We start from the raw sequence: 17,969 nt of genomic DNA, 5'->3' as shown, positions 1-17,969 counted from the left end.
AGATTGTCTTTGAGGACAACCGCTCCAATCTTGGAAGAAGCGCAACGTGTGGCGATCAGAGTGTGACTCGATGATCAACGCACAGTGGGTGTAATTGGTGTTGGCTGGCTGCTGACGGGGCAGCCAGATTTTGTATTGAACGACACTTGGAACGCTATATCACCAGGTCATAACCATCAGTGTTATAGGATCAAGCCTCACGAGCAATTAGTATCGGTTAGCTTAACGCATTACTGCGCTTCCACACCCGACCTATCAACGTCCTGGTCTCGAACGACTCTTTAGGGGGATCAAGTCCCCGGGATACCTAATCTTCAGACGAGTTTCCCGCTTAGATGCCTTCAGCGGTTATCTCTTCCGTACTTAGCTACCCGGCAATGCCATTGGCATGACAACCGGTACACCAGAGGTACGTCCACTCCGGTCCTCTCGTACTAGGAGCAGGCTCCGTCAAGTATCCAACGCCCACGGCAGATAGGGACCAAACTGTCTCACGACGTTTTAAACCCAGCTCACGTACCTCTTTAAATGGCGAACAGCCATACCCTTGGGACCGGCTACAGCCCCAGGATGAGATGAGCCGACATCGAGGTGCCAAACACCGCCGTCGATATGAACTCTTGGGCGGTATCAGCCTGTTATCCCCAGAGTACCTTTTATCCGTTGAGCGATGGCCCTTCCATTCAGAACCACCGGATCACTATGTCCTGCTTTCGCACCTGTTCGACTTGTCAGTCTCACAGTCAAGCACGCTTATGCCATTGCACTATCAGCACGATTTCCGACCGTACCTAGCGTACCTTCGAACTCCTCCGTTACACTTTGGGAGGAGACCGCCCCAGTCAAACTGCCCACCATGCACTGTCCCCGATCCGGATAACGGACCAAGGTTAGAACCGCAAACAAACCAGGGTGGTATTTCAAGGATGGCTCCACGTGATCTAGCGACCACGCTTCAAAGCCTCCCACCTATCCTACACAGGCCGGTTCACAGTCCAATGCAAAGCTACAGTAAAGGTTCATGGGGTCTTTCCGTCTAGCCGCGGGTAGATTGCATCATCACAAACACTTCAACTTCGCTGAGTCTCAGGAGGAGACAGTGTGGCCATCGTTACGCCATTCGTGCAGGTCGGAACTTACCCGACAAGGAATTTCGCTACCTTAGGACCGTTATAGTTACGGCCGCCGTTTACCGGGGCTTCGATCAAGAGCTTGCACCCCATCACTTAACCTTCCGGCACCGGGCAGGCGTCACACCCTATACGTCGACTTTCGTCTTTGCAGAGTGCTGTGTTTTTAATAAACAGTCGCAGCCACCGATTCTCTGCGACCCCATCATGCTAAGCGCGCAGGCGCTTCACACTACCGGGGTATACCTTCTCCCGAAGTTACGGTATCAATTTGCCGAGTTCCTTCTCCTGAGTTCTCTCAAGCGCCTTGGAATATTCATCCCGTCCACCTGTGTCGGTTTGCGGTACGGTCTCGTACAGCTGAAGCTTAGAGGCTTTTCTTGGAACCACTTCCAATCACTTCGCAAGCAATGCTCGCTCGTGCCGTACCCTTGATTTACGCGCCCGGATTTGCCTAAGCGCCATCTTCGATACGTCAACAGGGACATCCAACACCCTGATGATCTTCCGCGATCCGTCCCCCCATCGCACTGTACGACGGTGCTGGAATATTAACCAGCTTCCCATCAGCTACGCATCTCTGCCTCGCCTTAGGGGCCGACTCACCCTGCGCCGATGAACGTTGCGCAGGAAACCTTGGACTTACGGCGAGGGGGCTTTTCACCCCCTTTATCGCTACTCATGTCAGCATTCGCACTTCTGATACCTCCAGCAGCCTTTACAAGCCACCTTCGCAGGCTTACAGAACGCTCTCCTACCGCGTGCACAAAGTGCACACCCGCAGCTTCGGTTTATCGCTTAGCCCCGTTACATCTTCCGCGCAGGACGACTCGATCAGTGAGCTATTACGCTTTCTTTAAAGGATGGCTGCTTCTAAGCCAACCTCCTGACTGTCTATGCCTTCCCACTTCGTTTCCCACTTAGCGATAATTTGGGACCTTAGCTGGCGGTCTGGGTTGTTTCCCTCTTGAGTCCGGACGTTAGCACCCGGTGCTCTGTCTCCCAAGCTGTACTTGCGGGTATTCGGAGTTTGCCATAGTTTGGTAAGTCGCCATGACCCCCTAGCTATAACAGTGCTCTACCCCCCGCAGTAATACTTGAGGCACTACCTAAATAGTTTTCGGAGAGAACCAGCTATTTCCAGATTTGTTTAGCCTTTCACCCCTATCCACAGCTCATCCCCTAATTTTTCAACATTAGTGGGTTCGGTCCTCCAGCACGTGTTACCGTGCCTTCAACCTGGCCATGGATAGATCATCTGGTTTCGGGTCTACACCCAGCGACTGAATCGCCCTATTCGGACTCGCTTTCGCTACGGCTTCCCTATTCGGTTAACCTTGCCACTGAATGTAAGTCGCTGACCCATTATACAAAAGGTACGCAGTCACCCCACAAGGAGGCTCCTACTGTTTGTATGCATACGGTTTCAGGATCTATTTCACTCCCCTTCCGGGGTTCTTTTCGCCTTTCCCTCACGGTACTGGTTCACTATCGGTCGATCACGAGTATTTAGCCTTGGAGGATGGTCCCCCCATCTTCAAACAGGATTTCACGTGTCCCGCCCTACTTTTCTCACGCTTAGTTCCACACACAAAATTTCGTCTACAGGGCTATCACCTGCTACGGCCGGACTTTCCATTCCGTTCGACTATCTTGCATGCTAAAACGTGAAGGCTCTTCCGATTTCGCTCGCCACTACTTTCGGAATCTCGGTTGATTTCTTTTCCTCGAGCTACTGAGATGTTTCAGTTCACCCGGTTCGCTTCCACTGACCTATGTATTCAGTCAGGGATACTCCTTGCGGAGTGGGTTTCCCCATTCGGATATCTGCGGATCAAAGCTTGTTTGCCAGCTCCCCGCAGCTTTTCGCAGGCTACTACGTCCTTCATCGCCTGTGATCGCCAAGGCATCCACCATATGCACTTAGTCGCTTGATCCTATAACGCTGTAGGCTATAGGACCTGAGTATTAGCGTTTGTGCCGTTCATAAGTTTCAAAGCAGTCTGAGGTTATTCACCCCAGTCTTGAGAACTTGGAACAAAATTAATGCAATCACAACCCGTACCCATCTTCATCAGCAAGCTGATTACTCGATGAGCACATTTCGTTGTGCTTCTTCCAGATTGTTAAAGAACGAATATAGCTGTTGAGTAAAACCCAACTCATAAGACCGGGCAGATATTATCCGCACGACGCTATGAGTTAGCCTCTACATCCCACCAGGCGCAGGTCTTGGTGGAGGTGAACGGGATCGAACCGATGACATCCTGCTTGCAAAGCAGGCGCTCTCCCAGCTGAGCTACACCCCCATATCCACGGCATCTCTACCTGCGAATACTTGGTGGGTCTGGTTGGATTCGAACCAACGACCCCCGCCTTATCAAGACGGTGCTCTAACCGACTGAGCTACAGACCCAAAACCTTCCCGGATCAGTAGTCAGAAGTCATGGACACAGGGAGGAGTCCCTCTACCCAAGCCCACAACCGATCCCAGCTATATCAAACAACCGATAAGAGTGGACGCTTAACACGAGCACTAAGCTCTGAAAGGAGGTGATCCAGCCGCACCTTCCGATACGGCTACCTTGTTACGACTTCACCCCAGTCATGAATCCTACCGTGGTAATCGCCCCCCTTGCGGTTAGGCTAACTACTTCTGGTAAAACCCACTCCCATGGTGTGACGGGCGGTGTGTACAAGACCCGGGAACGTATTCACCGCGACATGCTGATCCGCGATTACTAGCGATTCCGACTTCACGCAGTCGAGTTGCAGACTGCGATCCGGACTACGATCGGGTTTCTGGGATTGGCTCCCCCTCGCGGGTTGGCGACCCTCTGTCCCGACCATTGTATGACGTGTGAAGCCCTACCCATAAGGGCCATGAGGACTTGACGTCATCCCCACCTTCCTCCGGTTTGTCACCGGCAGTCTCATTAGAGTGCCCTTTCGTAGCAACTAATGACAAGGGTTGCGCTCGTTGCGGGACTTAACCCAACATCTCACGACACGAGCTGACGACAGCCATGCAGCACCTGTGTTCCGGTTCTCTTGCGAGCACTGCCAAATCTCTTCGGCATTCCAGACATGTCAAGGGTAGGTAAGGTTTTTCGCGTTGCATCGAATTAATCCACATCATCCACCGCTTGTGCGGGTCCCCGTCAATTCCTTTGAGTTTTAATCTTGCGACCGTACTCCCCAGGCGGTCAACTTCACGCGTTAGCTGCGCTACCAAGGCCCGAAGGCCCCAACAGCTAGTTGACATCGTTTAGGGCGTGGACTACCAGGGTATCTAATCCTGTTTGCTCCCCACGCTTTCGTGCATGAGCGTCAGTGTTATCCCAGGAGGCTGCCTTCGCCATCGGTGTTCCTCCGCATATCTACGCATTTCACTGCTACACGCGGAATTCCACCTCCCTCTGACACACTCTAGCCCGGTAGTTAAAAATGCAGTTCCAAAGTTAAGCTCTGGGATTTCACATCTTTCTTTCCGAACCGCCTGCGCACGCTTTACGCCCAGTAATTCCGATTAACGCTTGCACCCTACGTATTACCGCGGCTGCTGGCACGTAGTTAGCCGGTGCTTATTCTGCAGGTACCGTCAGTTTCGCGGGGTATTAACCCACGACGTTTCTTTCCTGCCAAAAGTGCTTTACAACCCGAAGGCCTTCATCGCACACGCGGGATGGCTGGATCAGGGTTTCCCCCATTGTCCAAAATTCCCCACTGCTGCCTCCCGTAGGAGTCTGGGCCGTGTCTCAGTCCCAGTGTGGCTGGTCGTCCTCTCAAACCAGCTACGGATCGTCGCCTTGGTGAGCCGTTACCCCACCAACTAGCTAATCCGATATCGGCCGCTCCAATAGTGCAAGGTCTTGCGATCCCCTGCTTTCCCCCGTAGGGCGTATGCGGTATTAGCTACGCTTTCGCGTAGTTATCCCCCGCTACTGGGCACGTTCCGATACATTACTCACCCGTTCGCCACTCGCCACCAGACCGAAGTCCGTGCTGCCGTTCGACTTGCATGTGTAAGGCATCCCGCTAGCGTTCAATCTGAGCCAGGATCAAACTCTTCAGTTTAATCTCTGTATTTGTTTCGTATTTCTTAGTTCCGAAGAACCGAGTCATACGTCGCTACTCAAAGGAAGTGAGGTATGTGCTTAGACTTGACATCTAAGGTACTTCACTTCTAGTGAGCACTTGATTTCATTGTGCTTGTGAAAGGGTTTAAAACCCAATCACTGTGCACTCGCATCAAGCGCCCACACTTATCGGTTGTTTAATTGTTAAAGAGCGGTACTGCTAAATTCTGTACTACTTACTGCATCTTCTGCCTTCTTCGGCGATTTCGCTTTCGCGTCGATCGCTGTGTCAGCAGCAGAGAAACGAGATTATGAAGAAGTTTTTATCGTTTGTCAAGTCAGCGTTGCTTGCCTCACTTCGCTGCCTTGCCTACGACCTCTTCAGATCTCACCAGGCTCGCACCCGGCCCTCTCTTTAGCAGCTATCGAAATATCAGGGTTAACCCTAAGTTTTCGGTAACTGCCAAGCCTGAAACTATAACACAACTTTTGCAGATTATGCAACCGGCTTTTGCCTAATTTGCATCCTATCTTGCAACCCCGCCGCTTTGTGAATCGCTTCACTTCGCAGCAGCCCCGGATCGCTCCAGAGGTTGGTTACCGCCCAGTCGGCTTGCAACGCTGCTCAGACCACCCTATCGGGTAAACCCTGATTCGCCGTCACCAACCAAGCCCAAGACTATAGCACAATTTTTGCAGATCGTGCAACTGGCTTCTGCCTGATTTGCACCGACTTACGCAAAATTCGCTGACCGCCGGTTCGAGAGAATCATCGCTGATTCACCGCCTTGCTGCCCTGCGGCAGATTCGTCGCCATAGCGCCGAATCCGTTGCACTTGCCTGGCTTCGCGGCTCACAAAACTGCGTGAACTGCGAAGGAGCGAGACTATAGCACAGAAATTTGGGCTGTCACACGCCGGACGCAAAAAGCCTGCTGAATTTGCAGACCGCCCGATACGAGAGAGCCCCTTGCCTGCCCTCTGCCTGCTCTCCGCCCGCCCCTCCCCCGCCCACGCACTTGCCCAATGCCGCGTCTCTCTATATAGATAGTGTTGTGCTCGCCTGTCCCACGGCGCGATCGCCAATATCCACGCGGCGGCGCATGTCTATATATAGATAGGTCGTCTTGCCTGTAGGCTATTGCGTTGCTTGCCAGGCGCACCCGTACGTTTACTATTCGCCTTGCGCCGCACAGTCCTTACCTGGAGAAGATGCCCCCATGCCCCCAACCATCGCGTTGAGCGAAGATATCCTGATCAACGTCACGCCCTTCGAGACTCGCGTTGCGCTGGTCGAGCAGGGATCGGTGCAGGAGCTGCACGTGGAACGCAGCATCCAGCGCGGCCACGTCGGCAATATCTATCTGGGACGGGTGGTCCGGGTGCTGCCGGGCATGCAGAGCGCCTTTATCGACATCGGCCTGGAGCGCGCCGCCTTCATCCATATCGCCGATCTGCGCGAAAACCGGGGCGAACGCAGCCAGGGCCTGACGCCCACGCCGATCGAAAAACTGCTGTTCGAGGGGCAGACCATCATGGTCCAGGTGGTCAAGGACCCCCTGGGCACCAAGGGCGCGCGGCTATCGACCCAGATCAGCATGGCGGGCCGCATGCTGGTCTACCTGCCGCATGATCCGCATATCGGAATTTCGCAAAAGATCGACTCGGAGTCCGAGCGCACGCAGTTGCGCGAGCGGCTGCAGGCGCTGATGCCCAGCGAGGAGAAAGGCGGCTTCATCGTGCGCACCCAGGCCGAGGGCGCCAATGATGAGGAACTGGCCGCCGACCTGGAATACCTGCGCAAGCTGTGGACCAGCGTGCAGGCCGCTGCCCGCACCCAGCCGGCGCCGGCGCTGCTGCACCAGGACCTGACGCTGGCGCAGCGGGTGCTGCGCGACATGGTGGGGCCGTCAACCGGCAGCATCCTGGTCGATTCCCGCACCACGACGGCCGCGATGCTCGAGTGGGCGCGCATCTATACGCCGTCCGTGGTTGATCGCATCCAGCATTACAGCGGCGAGCGCCCCCTGTTCGATACCGCCAATGTCGACGAGGAGATCGCGAGAGCGCTATCGCGCCGCGTGGACCTGAAGTCGGGCGGCTACCTGATCATCGACCAGACCGAGGCGCTGACCACGGTCGACGTCAACACCGGCGGCTTCGTCGGCGGACGCAATTTCGACGACACCATCTTCAAGACCAACCTTGAAGCGGCCCAGGCCATCGCGCGCCAACTGCGGCTGCGCAACCTGGGCGGGATCGTGATCCTGGACTTCATCGACATGGAGGAACAGGAGCATCGCGAGACCGTATTGGCGGAACTGAAGAAGGCGTTGGCGCGCGACCGCACCCGGATGACGGTCAACGGCTTCACGCAACTGGGCCTGGTGGAGATGACGCGCAAGCGCACCCGCGACTCGCTCGCGCACCAGTTGTGCGAGCCCTGCCCCATGTGCGAGTCGCGCGGCAACGTGCGCACGCCGCGCACGGTGTGCTACGAAATCCTGCGCGAGATCCTGCGCGAAGCGCGCCAGTTCAACCCCAAGGAATTCCGCATCCTGGCGTCGCAGGACGTGGTGGATCTGTTCCTCGAAGAGGAAAGCCAGCACCTGGCAATGCTGGGTGACTTCGTGGGCAAGCGGGTGTCGCTGGAAGTCGAGAGCACCTATTCCCAGGAAAAATACGACATCATCCTAGTTTGAGGCTCGACGCCTTGCCGGCCTGCGGGCCCGTGACGCAATATCCTTGATGCCGGAAAGCCGCGATAGCGGCTTTTCTTCTTTGTGCGCGGCCCGCTCCGCCTGCCCACTCGCCACATACCAGCTACGGCGCAAACTTTCACGTCAATATGTGTGAAGTTTGTATCGCGGCGATTCGATTGCAATGAAGTTTGAAACCGGTGGCGACCGGAAGGGCGACCCGATAAGCTCGCCACCGGCTGGCAGGCCCCGGGGTTGAGGGGCCCTGCCATTTCCCATGTTTTCCGGAGAATCACGTAATGAAAACCCTATTCCGTCCGTTCCTGCTGCTGGCCCTGGCCTTGCCGCTGGTGCTGGCCGCCTGCGGCAGCAAAGAACCCGAACAGCGCGCCGCGTTCACGCAGTTCCTGCAGACGCGCATCGTCGACAAGCCGGGGGTGCGGGTGCCGAAGCTGACGGAGGAAGAGAAGAAGTCGTTCGGCGACTACGCCGCGCAGTACGCCGTGATCACCGACTTCAATGCCGCCATGGATGCATCCGTCAAGCCGATGGGCAACCTGATGCAGAAAGGCGCCGTGCGCTCGCTGAACGACGTCATCGCGCGCCGCGACGACATCAAGACCGTCCAGACCGCGCTCAAGGACATGAGCGAGGCCCTGGCCAAGGAACAGGCCAAGGCGGATGCCGCCCGCGCGCAGCTCAAGCAGCCCGATGACCTGAAGGCGGTCTACGACAAGGCCTACGCCAAGACCGTCACGGTGCCGGCCGAGACGTTCCGCGAAGTGCTGCCGCAGATCAGCGGCACGTTGGACAGCAGCCTGAAACTGGCCGAATACGTGGAAGCGCACAAGGCGCAGATCGACCTGTCGGGCCCGATGCCGAAGGTGCAGGATCCGACGGTGCTGGCCGAGCTGAACAAGCTGCTGCAGGACCTGACCGCCCAGGCGCAGAAGGTGCAACAGGCGCAGACACGCCTGCAGGCGGTGATGCTGGGCGGCTGATCACCAACGCCCCAGTCTTGCCGGGACGACCTCGAAAGGGGTCGTCTTTTTTTTGCCGCGGCCAATCGGTGGCGTCGCGAGACCGTCATGCGTCCGCCATCATGACCCGGTTGCGGCCGGCCTCCTTGGCGCGGTAGACGGCAGCATCGGCCGCCTCCACCAGCGCGGCGGCATCGTCGCCCGGCTGCGGCCGCAACGTGGCCACGCCGATGCTGACGGTGACGATGCCGCCCTCGTTGTCTTCATGCGGCGCCCCCAGGCCGGCCACGGCCTGGCGGATGTTCTCGGCGATGACCCGGGCGCGCTCGCTGGTCGTGTCGGGCAGCAAGGCGACGAACTCCTCGCCGCCATAGCGCGCCGCCAGGTCGCGCGGTCGCCTAGCCTTGCCGCGCACCGTGAGCGCCAGCATCTTGAGCAGCTCGTCGCCTTCCTGATGACCGTAGCGGTCGTTGTAGCGCTTGAAATGGTCGGCATCCAGGAACAGCAGCGACAGCGGCTGGCCATCGCGCATGGCGCTGGACCATTCGCGCGCCAGCGCCTCGTCGAAGGTGCGGCGGTTGGCGATACCGGTCAGGCCATCGGTCTGGGCCTCCTTTTCGAGCCGGCTCTCGGCCTCCTGGCGCAGGCGGGTCTCGCGCCGGTACAGCACGATCTGCGCCATCACCGAGGCGAACAGCGCCAGCGTGATGGGGATGATCAGCATGGCGCGCCGCACCCAGGGTTCGAGGACTTCGTCGACCGCCATCGCCACGTCGATCACCAGCGGCGTGCCGGGCACGCTCTCGAAGGTATAGAGGCGGTCGACGCCGTCGGGCGCCAGCACGCCGACGAAGACGCCCTCGCGACGAATGAGGAACTGTTGGAAATCCAGTTCCTGACCGATATCGGCGCCCAGGTCGGCCGACGAATACGGCGTGCGGGCGAGGACGGCGCCATCGTTGCGGAAGATGGTGATGGCGTCGCGCGGGCCGATCGACAGCCCCGCGAAGCGGTCGCGGAAATAGGCCAGCCGCAACGAACCGGTGACGACACCGGCGAAACTGCCGTCCGGATTGGACAGCCGCCGGCTGATGCCGATGCTTTCATCGCCGCCGCGCAGGCGGCTGAGGTAGGGGCGGCCGACATACATGCCCGCATCGGGGTGATCCCGATGGACCTGGAAGAAATCGCGGTCGGCGAAGTTCAGCGTGACGGGCTCGGTGCTTTGCGAGTCGTAGCGGACGTTGCCGTCGCGATCGAGAATGAGGATGGTGCCCAGGTATTCGGCGCTCGCGGCGCGGTCGAACAGGAAGCGGTGCAGCGTGCCGCGCGGCAGAGACTCGATATCGGGTTCATTCAGGCGCTCGATGACGCCCTGCAGCGACAGATCGTAGACGCGGATGGTGCGGCCGATGTCGGCGGCCAGCACTTCGGTGAGATTGCCAGCGGAGACATAGGCCTGGTTCCAGGTCGTGCGCCGGTCCATCCAGAGCAGCGCCACCGCCGCGGCACAGATGCCGACCGCGATCAGCCCCGCCAGGGCATACAGAGTTCGGTGCAATAACCCATGGGACTTCAATACGGCGCTCCTTCGCTATCGCGGTAGGGGTCGTGGCATTTTTAGCGGTCATAATGCCGCAAGGCCATGCGGGCAGGCAAGATGGCGCCGACAGCGCCGCGCCCGCCGTTCCCATTCGACGAACCTATGAACACCCAGGACAGGATTTACAGCGTACCCACCCTGCGGTTCACGCGGTGGCTGGTCGACCCCGGCCGCAACGTGCCGCCGGAAATCCGCGTAGCGCTGGTGGGAGGCCTGTTCGGATCCCTGCCGATCTTCTTTGGCGGCATCATCAATACCCTGCTGGTGGCAGCGCTGATTACGCTGCGGCGACCCGAGCCGCCATTCCTGCTGTGGCTGGCGATGGAGGCGCTGATCTGCGCCAGCCGCATCCTGGTGCTGGTATCGGCGCGGCGCGCCGCGCTGGCCCGCCGGCCTACCCCGACCGACCTGTATGTAGTGCTGGCGCTCTTGTGGGCCGCCAGCGTGGGCTACGGCACCTTCATCAGCCTGACCAGCGGCGACTGGATCGCGGCGACGCTGGCCTGTCTGTCGGCGGCCTCGATGGTCGGAGGCATCTGCGTGCGCAATTTCGGCGCGCCGCGGCTGTCGGCGGCGATGGTGGCGCTGAGCGTGGGCCCCTGCGCACTGGCGGCCCTGTTTACCCGGGAGCCGATTTTCTGGCTGGTGCTGGTGCAGGTGCCGCTCTACATGACCTCGATGTCGATGGCCTCGTACCGGCTCAACGGCATGCTGGTGTCGACCATGCTGGCAGAACGCGAAAACGAACGCCAGGCGCGGCAGGATTCGCTGACCGGGCTGCTGAACCGCTACGGCCTGCTGCGCGCGCTGGACCAGGCGGTGGGCCGGGCGAGCCAGGACAAGGCAGAGTTCGCGGTGTTGTACCTCGACCTGGACGGCTTCAAGTCGGTCAACGATACCTATGGCCATGGCGTCGGCGACATGCTGCTCCGGCAGGTGTCCGAGCGCCTGCAGGCGCTCAAGCCGCCGGACGCCGAGGCCGGCCGCATCGGCGGCGACGAATTCGTGCTGTTGATGGGGCTGGACGGCAACCAGGACATCCGGCGGTTTTCCGAACGGATCATCGACAGCGTCAGGCAGCCGTATGACCTGCAGCAGGCCATGCCGGTGTACATCGGCGGCAGCATCGGCATCGCGCTGATCCCGCGCCACGGCGCCGACACGGCCGCGGTGCTGCACGCCGCGGACCAGGCGTTGTACCTGGCCAAGTCGGCCGGTAAAAGCCGGGCGGCGATGGCGCAGCTCTGACGACCGGCGAGCCGGGCGCGCGCCCCCACGGCCACGCGCCCGCGCCAGCGTTCAGGATGCCGTGGCGGCGATCCGGAAAGGAAAGGCCTTGGCGCCACGCGCCTTGTCGGTTTCGCGGTGGGCGTTGATGGCCCACGCCGGGCCGGCCCCACGCGTCGACTGGACTAATTGGCGCATCGCGCCGGCGGAAAATCCGCAGCGCAGGGTCATGGCTTGCCGCCGCGCAAGCTCAAGCCCGACAGCGTGCGGGGTCGTGGAAATCCGATCGGATTGCAGCATGGCTGGCCCCTGGCAGAGGCGCTTCGGGAGTGAAGCGCCGATGGAGATCAATCTACCTCAGCCGCCGCGGCTTGCGCGTGAAATGAAGCGTAAAGTAATGAAAAGACGCTGTAATACATCATCCAAAAGACCTGTCATACGCGGGTCATGCCGGCGCGCCAGGTTCGGCGTGCCCGGCCGGCGCCACGGTTTCCCGGTCGGGCTGGTCGTTGCGGCCGTCCGCCGGGCCGGTCATGTTGCCGTACAGCAGCGAGCGGCCGGCGAACAGCCCCCCCGCCACTTCCAGCGCGAACCGGTCGGTGTCGCGCTTGCGCACGTCCGCCAGGACCTCGGCGGCTTCGTCCGCAGGCACGCCGATGACGCGTAGCGCCGCTTCGCCGAACACCAGGGCGGATTCCAGCGTCTCGCGGACCTGGTAATCGACCCCCTCCCTGGCCAGCGCCAGGGAATGGATGCGGTCATAGGCCCGCACCACCAGTTGCACCAGCGGGAATTCGGCCTTGATCAGCTTGACCATGTGATTGACCGATTGCGGATTGTCGATGCAGATCAGGATGACCTTGGCGGTTTCGGCGCCTGCGGTGCGCAGCATGTCGATGCGAGTTCCGTCCCCGTAATAGACCTTGACGCCCCACTTGGCGGCGGCGCGGATAGCATCGGTGTCGGTATCCAGGATCGATACCTTGATGTCGCGCGCCAGCATCGCCTGCGTCACGATCTGGCCGAAGCGGCCGAAACCGACGATCAGCGCGCAGCCGTCCAGGTCCTGGGCGACATCCACTCCCTCCATCGACGGCGCCGGCTTGGGCAGCAGCCAGCGCAGCGCCAGCACGCACAGCGGCGTCAGCGCCATGGAAATGATGACCACCGCGATCAGCACGGCCGCCAGGTGCGCGTCGAAGATGCCTGCGGCCGCGGCGGCGCCATACAGCACGAAGGCGAATTCGCCGCCCTGTGCCAGAAGGGCCGCGCGGGTCAGCGCCTCGGCGTGGCTGGCGCGCAACAGGCGGGCGATCAGGTAGACGCCCACCGACTTGACCGCCATGAACACCACCACGCCGGCCAGGATCAACTGCCATTCGCGCGCCACGGCGGCCAGGTCCAGCGACATGCCCACGCCCAGGAAGAACAGGCCCAGCAGGATGCCGCGGAAGGGTTCGACCTCGGCTTCGAGCTGGTGGCGGAAGGTGGATTCGGACAGCAGCACGCCGGCCAGGAATGCGCCCATGGCCATCGACAGGCCGCCGAATTCCATCAACAGCGCCGCCCCCAGCACCACCAGCAGGGCCGCGGCCGTCATGACTTCGCGCGCATGCGCGGCGGCCAGCAGCCGGAACAGCGGATTGAGCAGCCAGCGCCCCGCCGCCAGCAGCGCCAGCACGCAACCGAGGGCGATGGCCGACTGCAGCCAGGGATCGCCATGCTCGCTGGCGCCGGCCGGCGCCAGCAGCGCCACCAGGGCCAGCAGCGGCACGATGGCCAGGTCTTCGAGCAACAGGATGGAAACGATGCGCTGGCCCTGGGCGCTGGCGGTCTCGTCGCGCTCGGCCAGGATCTGCATGACGATGGCGGTGGACGACAGCACGAAGCCCATTGCCGCCATGAAGGCCGCCGGGCCTGACAGGCCGGCGGCCAGGCCGACCGCGGTCAGCAATGCGCCGCAGGCCACCACCTGGGCCACGCCCAGGCCAAAGATTTCGCCGCGCAGCTTCCACAGCCGCGACGGCTGCATCTCCAGGCCGATGATGAAGAGGAACATCACCACGCCCAGTTCGGCCACGTGCAGGATGGAACGGGGATCGGAGAACCAGCCGATGCCGAACGGACCGATGGCCAGGCCGGCGGCCAGGTAGCCGAGGACCGAGCCGAGCCCCAGGCGCTTGAACAGGGGCACCGCGATGACCGCCGCCCCCAGCAGAACGACGACGTTGACGAGCTGGTTGCCTTCTGCGGGCAGGGACATGGGCGGCTCCTGGGTGGCCTGGCGCGGCGCCGCGCGCGATCAGTCTTCGCGGAACTGCATGTTGTAGAGCGAGGCGTACAGGCCGTCGGCGGCCAGCAGCTCGGCATGCGGGCCCTGTTCGACGATCTTGCCGGCGTCCAGCACGATGATGCGGTCGGCGTTCTGCACGGTCGACAGGCGGTGCGCGATGACCAGCGTGGTGCGGCCCTTCATCAGGCGTTCGAGCGAAGCCTGCACCTGGCGTTCGGACTCGTTATCGAGCGCCGAGGTGGCTTCGTCGAGGATGAGGATGGGCGCGTTCTTGATCAGGGCGCGGGCGATCGCCAGGCGCTGGCGCTGGCCGCCGGACAGGCGTGCGGCGTTTTCGCCAACGGGGGTGTTGATGCCCTGCGGCAGGCCTTCGACGAAGTCCAGCAGGTTGGCGGCGGCGAGCGCGTCGCGCACCTGCTGTTCGCTGGCCTCGCCCAGGGCGCCGTAGCCGACGTTGGCGGCGATGGTGTCGTCGAACAGCACCACGTCCTGGCTGACCAGCGACAGGTGCGAACGCAGGCTGCGCAGCTTCAGGTCGTTGATCGGCACGTCGTCGACGTAGATGGCGCCGCTGTCGGCCAGCACGAAGCGCGGCAGCATGTTGACCAGCGTGGTCTTGCCGCTGCCGGAGCGTCCCACCAGCGCCACGGTCTGGCCGGGTTCGACCACGAACGACACGTCATTGACGGTGTCGCGGTCGGCGTCGGAAAAGCGATGGGTGACGTTGCGGAATTCGACCTTGCCGCGCACGGGTTCGGGCAGCTCGCGCGTGCCGGTGTCGCTTTCGGGCACCTGGTCGATCAGGGTGAACACGCTTTCGGCCGACACCAGCATCTTCTGCATGCGGGCGGCCAGGTTGGTCAGGCGCTTGATGGGGTCGAAGATCTGCGCCAGCGCGGCCATGAAGGAGGCGAAGCTGCCGACCGTGAGCGAGCCGTTGTTGGCCTGGCCCAGGGCGACGGCGATGACCGCGCCCACCGAGATCGAGATGCACACCTGCGTCAGGGGCGTCAGGGCGGCGTCGGCGGTGGCGGTGCGCATGGCGAAGCGGCGCAGGCGGCCGCTGACGAAATCGAAGCGGCCGCGTTCGACCTCGTAGCCGTCGAACAGCTTGATGACGCGCTGGCCGTCGATGCCCTCGCTGACCACGCGGGTCAGTTCGGCGTTCATGTTGACGGTGTCGCGGTTGATGCGGCGCAGGCGCTTGATGAAGGTGCGCGCGATCAGCACCGAGACGGGCAGCATGATCAGGATGATCAGGGTCAGCACCCACGAGGTGTACAGCAGCACGCAGATCAGGGCGATGACCACCAGGGTTTCTCGCACCAGCACCGTGATGACGTCGGTGGCGTAGCCGGTGACGTTGCCCGCGTCGATGGTGAAGCGGTTCAGCAGGCGGCCGGTGTCGCCGCGCTTGAAATCGGCGTCCGGCAGGCCCAGCAGGCGTTCGAACATGTCGCGCCGCATGCCCAGCAGGACGTTGTTGGCCACCCAGGCCAGCAGGTAATCGCTGAAGAAGTTACAGACCCCGCGCAGGAAGATCAGGCCCACCACCGCCAGCGGCAGTGCCCAGACGTAGTAGGGTTTGGCGCCCGAGAAGCCGTCGTCCAGCAGGGGCTTCATAATGACGGCCAGCGTGGGCTGCGTGGCGGCGGCGCCGGCCATCAGCAGGGTCGCCAGCACCAGCCCCTTCCAGTAGGAACCAACCCGGCTATAGATACGGCTCCAGAGTTCGGCTCTGACGGGCTGGGAGCCCGCGGGCGTGTTGCGTGCGGCAGAATTCAATGGAATCACTCGCTTTTATACAATTGTGCCCCGGATTGTACTGGCTACGCGTTGCCGCGCGGGGCCGGGCGTCCCCCTTTCAGTTCCTATCGCGCGGTGCGCCTGTCCATGTCCGAAATCAGTTGCCTCTACGTCCGCCTGCCCAATTGGGTGGGCGATGTCTGCATGAGCCTGCCCAGCCTGCGGGCCTTGCAGGCCGCCGGCCTGCCCCTGGTGATCTGTGCCCGCCCCTGGGCGCGGGACCTGTTGGACGGGATCGACAAACGGGAGTTCCTGCCAATGCTGGGAAAAATGGGGCCGGATAGAGCCACAATCAGCGCCCATCGCCGCGCCCTGGGCGCCGAGGGCCGGCGCGCCCGCGGCCTGTTGTTGCCGGATTCGCTGTCCAGCGCGCTGGTGTTCCGGCTGGCGGGAGTGCCATCGGCGGGCTATCGCGACGACGGCCGCAGCTTTCTGTTGCGCTGGCCGGTGGCCAAGCCGGACGGCGGGCTGCACGCGGTGCAGTCCTGGCACCATCTGACCCGCGAGGCGCTGGCCCGCTGGGGGCTGCCGACCGGCCCTGCCGAGCCCGGCCCGACGCTGGACCTGCCGCTGACGCCGGCCCATCACCAGACCGCCAGCCTGGCCCTGGAAGCGGCCGGCCTGGCCGGCCAGCGCTTCGTCCTGATCGCGCCCACCGCGACCGGGCTGCACAAAGGCAGGGTCAAGGTGTGGCCGGGATTCGATACACTTACCCGCGCGTTGCAAGCCCGAGGCCATACCGTGGTAATGTGCCCCCCTCCGGCGGAAGCCGAGGAAGCCCGGCGCAATGCGCCGACGGCGCAGTTGCTGCCTGCGCTGCCGCTGGGCGCGTTCGCCGCGCTGACGGCACGCGCGGCGTTGGTGATTTGCAACGACTCCGGCGTCTCGCACGTGGCCGCCGCGGCGGGCGCACGCGAGTTGACGCTGTTTGGCGTCACCCGCCCCGGCCGCACCGGTCCGTGGTCGCCCCGCGCGGTATGCGTCGGTTCGGAAACGGCCTGGCCGTCCATCGAGGAGGTGGAACATCAGGCCGGCCAGTTACTGGACGGCGCGCAGTAAACGCTTAGTTTTGAAATGACCATCATGTCCAGCTACCTCACGAATCTGATCATTCCCTACAACCTGTGCCTGACCCTGGTGGTGGTCGGCCTGGTGCTGGGCCTGTTCCGGCTGCGCAAGACCGGCGGCGCCCTGATCGTCGCCGGCCTGCTGTGGGCGCTGGCCTGGTCGCTGCCGGCCACCTCGCTGTGGCTGGGCGGCGCGCTGGAAAGCCGCTATCCGCACCTGAAGCCGACCGAATCGCCCACGGCGGACGCGATCGTGGTGCTGGGCGGCAATACCGCCAATGGTCGCGCCAACTGGTTCCTGCCTTACGACAAGGACACCGCGGTGGTGCGCGTGGACACCGCGGCGCAGTTGTACCTGGCCGGCCGCGCCCCCAAGGTGGTGCTGTCCGGCGGCGCCCTGGAAGGCGATGTCAGCGAGGCCCGCGGCATGGCCCATGCCATCCGCCAGCAGGGCGTCCCGGAATCGGCCCTGATCCTGGAAAACGCCAGCCGCACCACCTACGAGAACGCGGCCCTGACCGAAGACCAGCTCAAGACCCGCGGCATCGGCAAGGTGCTGCTGGTGACCTCCGCGCTGCACATGCCGCGCGCCATGGCGGCCTTCTCCAAGCAGGGCGTGGTCGCCATCGCCGCCCCCGCGCCGCCGCAGATCGTGGCGCCGGCCGACGGGTCGCTCAACCCCTGGTTGCCCGACCAGCGCACTTTCGACGCCAGCCGTTCGATCATCAAGGAATACGCGGGCCTGTTCGTGTACTGGCTGCGCGGGTGGGTTTGAGCATGGCGACGGCCCTGGCGTGCCGGCCGGGATGCGGCGCCTGTTGCATCGCGCCGTCGATCACCCGACCGATTCCGGGAATGCCGGATGGCAAGCCGGCCGGCGTGCCCTGTATCCAGTTGCTGCCGGACATGCGCTGCGCGATATTCGGCCTGCCGTCACGGCCGGACTTCTGCGGCGGACTGCAGGCCCAGGCCGAGATGTGCGGGCCGGATCGGGAATATGCCGTGCGCTGGCTGGGCGAGCTGGAACGGGCCACGGCACCGGCGCACTGAATGCACAACGGGACCTCGCGGTCCCGTTGTCGTTTC

At 62.1% G+C, this 17,969-nt stretch carries 10 protein-coding genes, 2 tRNA genes and 2 rRNA genes; 6 read left to right on the top strand and 8 right to left on the bottom strand.

From position 1 onward, the window contains the following. Positions 1–186: 186 nt before the first annotated feature. From AAID08_RS08865 to AAID08_RS08850, 4 genes are all read right to left on the bottom strand, one after another. Positions 187–3,067, bottom strand: a 23S ribosomal RNA gene (locus AAID08_RS08865). Between the two features lie 296 nt (positions 3,068–3,363). Then, positions 3,364–3,439: transfer RNA gene (locus AAID08_RS08860), tRNA-Ala, on the bottom strand. 30 nt (positions 3,440–3,469) lie between these two features. Next, a tRNA-Ile gene (locus tag AAID08_RS08855) sits at positions 3,470–3,546 on the bottom strand. A 130-nt stretch (positions 3,547–3,676) separates the two neighbouring features. Then, positions 3,677–5,207, bottom strand: a 16S ribosomal RNA gene (locus tag AAID08_RS08850). The 16S and 23S rRNA genes sit together here with 2 tRNA genes alongside, the layout of an rRNA operon. 1,239 nt (positions 5,208–6,446) lie before the next feature. On the opposite strand from AAID08_RS08850, the gene rng reads away from it, so the two are divergent. Next, entirely contained in the window at positions 6,447–7,910 is a 1,464-nt protein-coding gene (gene rng / locus AAID08_RS08845) for a ribonuclease G (protein ID WP_006393908.1), read from the top strand. A gap of 296 nt (positions 7,911–8,206) precedes the next feature. Further along, complete coding sequence (locus tag AAID08_RS08840; protein ID WP_054501249.1) at positions 8,207–8,908, top strand: DUF3053 domain-containing protein; 702 nt, start codon at positions 8,207–8,209, stop codon at positions 8,906–8,908. Positions 8,909–8,993: 85 nt separating this feature from the next. Here AAID08_RS08840 and AAID08_RS08835 read toward each other — a convergent pair whose 3' ends face one another. After that, positions 8,994–10,466: a sensor domain-containing diguanylate cyclase gene (locus tag AAID08_RS08835; RefSeq protein WP_175144107.1), complete on the bottom strand. Its 1,473-nt coding sequence runs from the start codon at positions 10,464–10,466 to the stop codon at positions 8,994–8,996. A gap of 126 nt (positions 10,467–10,592) precedes the next feature. Here AAID08_RS08835 and AAID08_RS08830 point away from each other — a divergent pair, with 126 nt between their 5' ends. Continuing rightward, positions 10,593–11,738: a GGDEF domain-containing protein gene (locus AAID08_RS08830; protein WP_054501251.1), complete on the top strand. Its 1,146-nt coding sequence runs from the start codon at positions 10,593–10,595 to the stop codon at positions 11,736–11,738. 51 nt (positions 11,739–11,789) lie between these two features. Here the strand turns inward: AAID08_RS08830 and AAID08_RS08825 are convergent, their stop codons facing one another. The 3 genes from AAID08_RS08825 to msbA form a co-directional block, all read right to left on the bottom strand. After that, positions 11,790–12,017 carry a hypothetical protein gene (locus AAID08_RS08825; RefSeq protein WP_054501923.1) on the bottom strand — a complete coding sequence of 76 codons (228 nt, stop codon included), beginning with the start codon at positions 12,015–12,017 and terminating at the stop codon, positions 11,790–11,792. A 145-nt stretch (positions 12,018–12,162) separates the two neighbouring features. Then, positions 12,163–13,980 carry a monovalent cation:proton antiporter-2 (CPA2) family protein gene (locus AAID08_RS08820; RefSeq protein WP_064526532.1) on the bottom strand — a complete coding sequence of 606 codons (1,818 nt, stop codon included), beginning with the start codon at positions 13,978–13,980 and terminating at the stop codon, positions 12,163–12,165. A 39-nt stretch (positions 13,981–14,019) separates the two neighbouring features. Continuing rightward, positions 14,020–15,795, bottom strand: coding sequence for a lipid A export permease/ATP-binding protein MsbA (gene msbA / locus AAID08_RS08815; protein WP_054501253.1), 1,776 nt, complete (start codon positions 15,793–15,795; stop codon positions 14,020–14,022). A gap of 108 nt (positions 15,796–15,903) precedes the next feature. Between msbA and AAID08_RS08810 the strand changes: the two genes are divergently transcribed. Genes AAID08_RS08810 through AAID08_RS08800 form a run of 3 tightly spaced genes read left to right on the top strand, consistent with a single transcriptional unit; the run spans position 15,904 to position 17,933 of the window. Further along, complete coding sequence (locus AAID08_RS08810; RefSeq protein WP_395757532.1) at positions 15,904–16,875, top strand: glycosyltransferase family 9 protein; 972 nt, start codon at positions 15,904–15,906, stop codon at positions 16,873–16,875. 15 nt (positions 16,876–16,890) lie between these two features. Next, positions 16,891–17,658 (top strand): YdcF family protein, encoded by a 768-nt coding sequence (locus tag AAID08_RS08805; RefSeq protein WP_054501254.1) that lies wholly within the window; start codon positions 16,891–16,893, stop codon positions 17,656–17,658. Positions 17,659–17,660: 2 nt separating this feature from the next. Further along, complete coding sequence (locus tag AAID08_RS08800) at positions 17,661–17,933, top strand: YkgJ family cysteine cluster protein (protein ID WP_054501255.1); 273 nt, start codon at positions 17,661–17,663, stop codon at positions 17,931–17,933. Positions 17,934–17,969: the final 36 nt, after the last annotated feature.

This window comes from Achromobacter sp. EB05 (genome assembly GCF_044232075.1).
GTDB classification, from domain to species: domain Bacteria; phylum Pseudomonadota; class Gammaproteobacteria; order Burkholderiales; family Burkholderiaceae_B; genus Achromobacter; species Achromobacter dolens.
This window is presented reverse-complemented; position numbering and strand designations above follow the sequence as displayed.

What these genes read in the sequence shown, in the direction of transcription:
- AAID08_RS08825 (WP_054501923.1), bottom strand. Translation starts at nt 12,017, where the DNA reads ATGCTGCAATCCGATCGGATTTCCACGACCCCGCACGCTGTCGGGCTT.
- AAID08_RS08805 (WP_054501254.1), top strand. Translation starts at nt 16,891, where the DNA reads ATGACCATCATGTCCAGCTACCTCACGAATCTGATCATTCCCTACAAC.
- AAID08_RS08830 (WP_054501251.1), top strand. Translation starts at nt 10,593, where the DNA reads ATGAACACCCAGGACAGGATTTACAGCGTACCCACCCTGCGGTTCACG.
- AAID08_RS08840 (WP_054501249.1), top strand. Translation starts at nt 8,207, where the DNA reads ATGAAAACCCTATTCCGTCCGTTCCTGCTGCTGGCCCTGGCCTTGCCG.
- AAID08_RS08800 (WP_054501255.1), top strand. Translation starts at nt 17,661, where the DNA reads ATGGCGACGGCCCTGGCGTGCCGGCCGGGATGCGGCGCCTGTTGCATC.
- AAID08_RS08820 (WP_064526532.1), bottom strand. Translation starts at nt 13,980, where the DNA reads ATGTCCCTGCCCGCAGAAGGCAACCAGCTCGTCAACGTCGTCGTTCTG.
- AAID08_RS08810 (WP_395757532.1), top strand. Translation starts at nt 15,904, where the DNA reads ATGTCCGAAATCAGTTGCCTCTACGTCCGCCTGCCCAATTGGGTGGGC.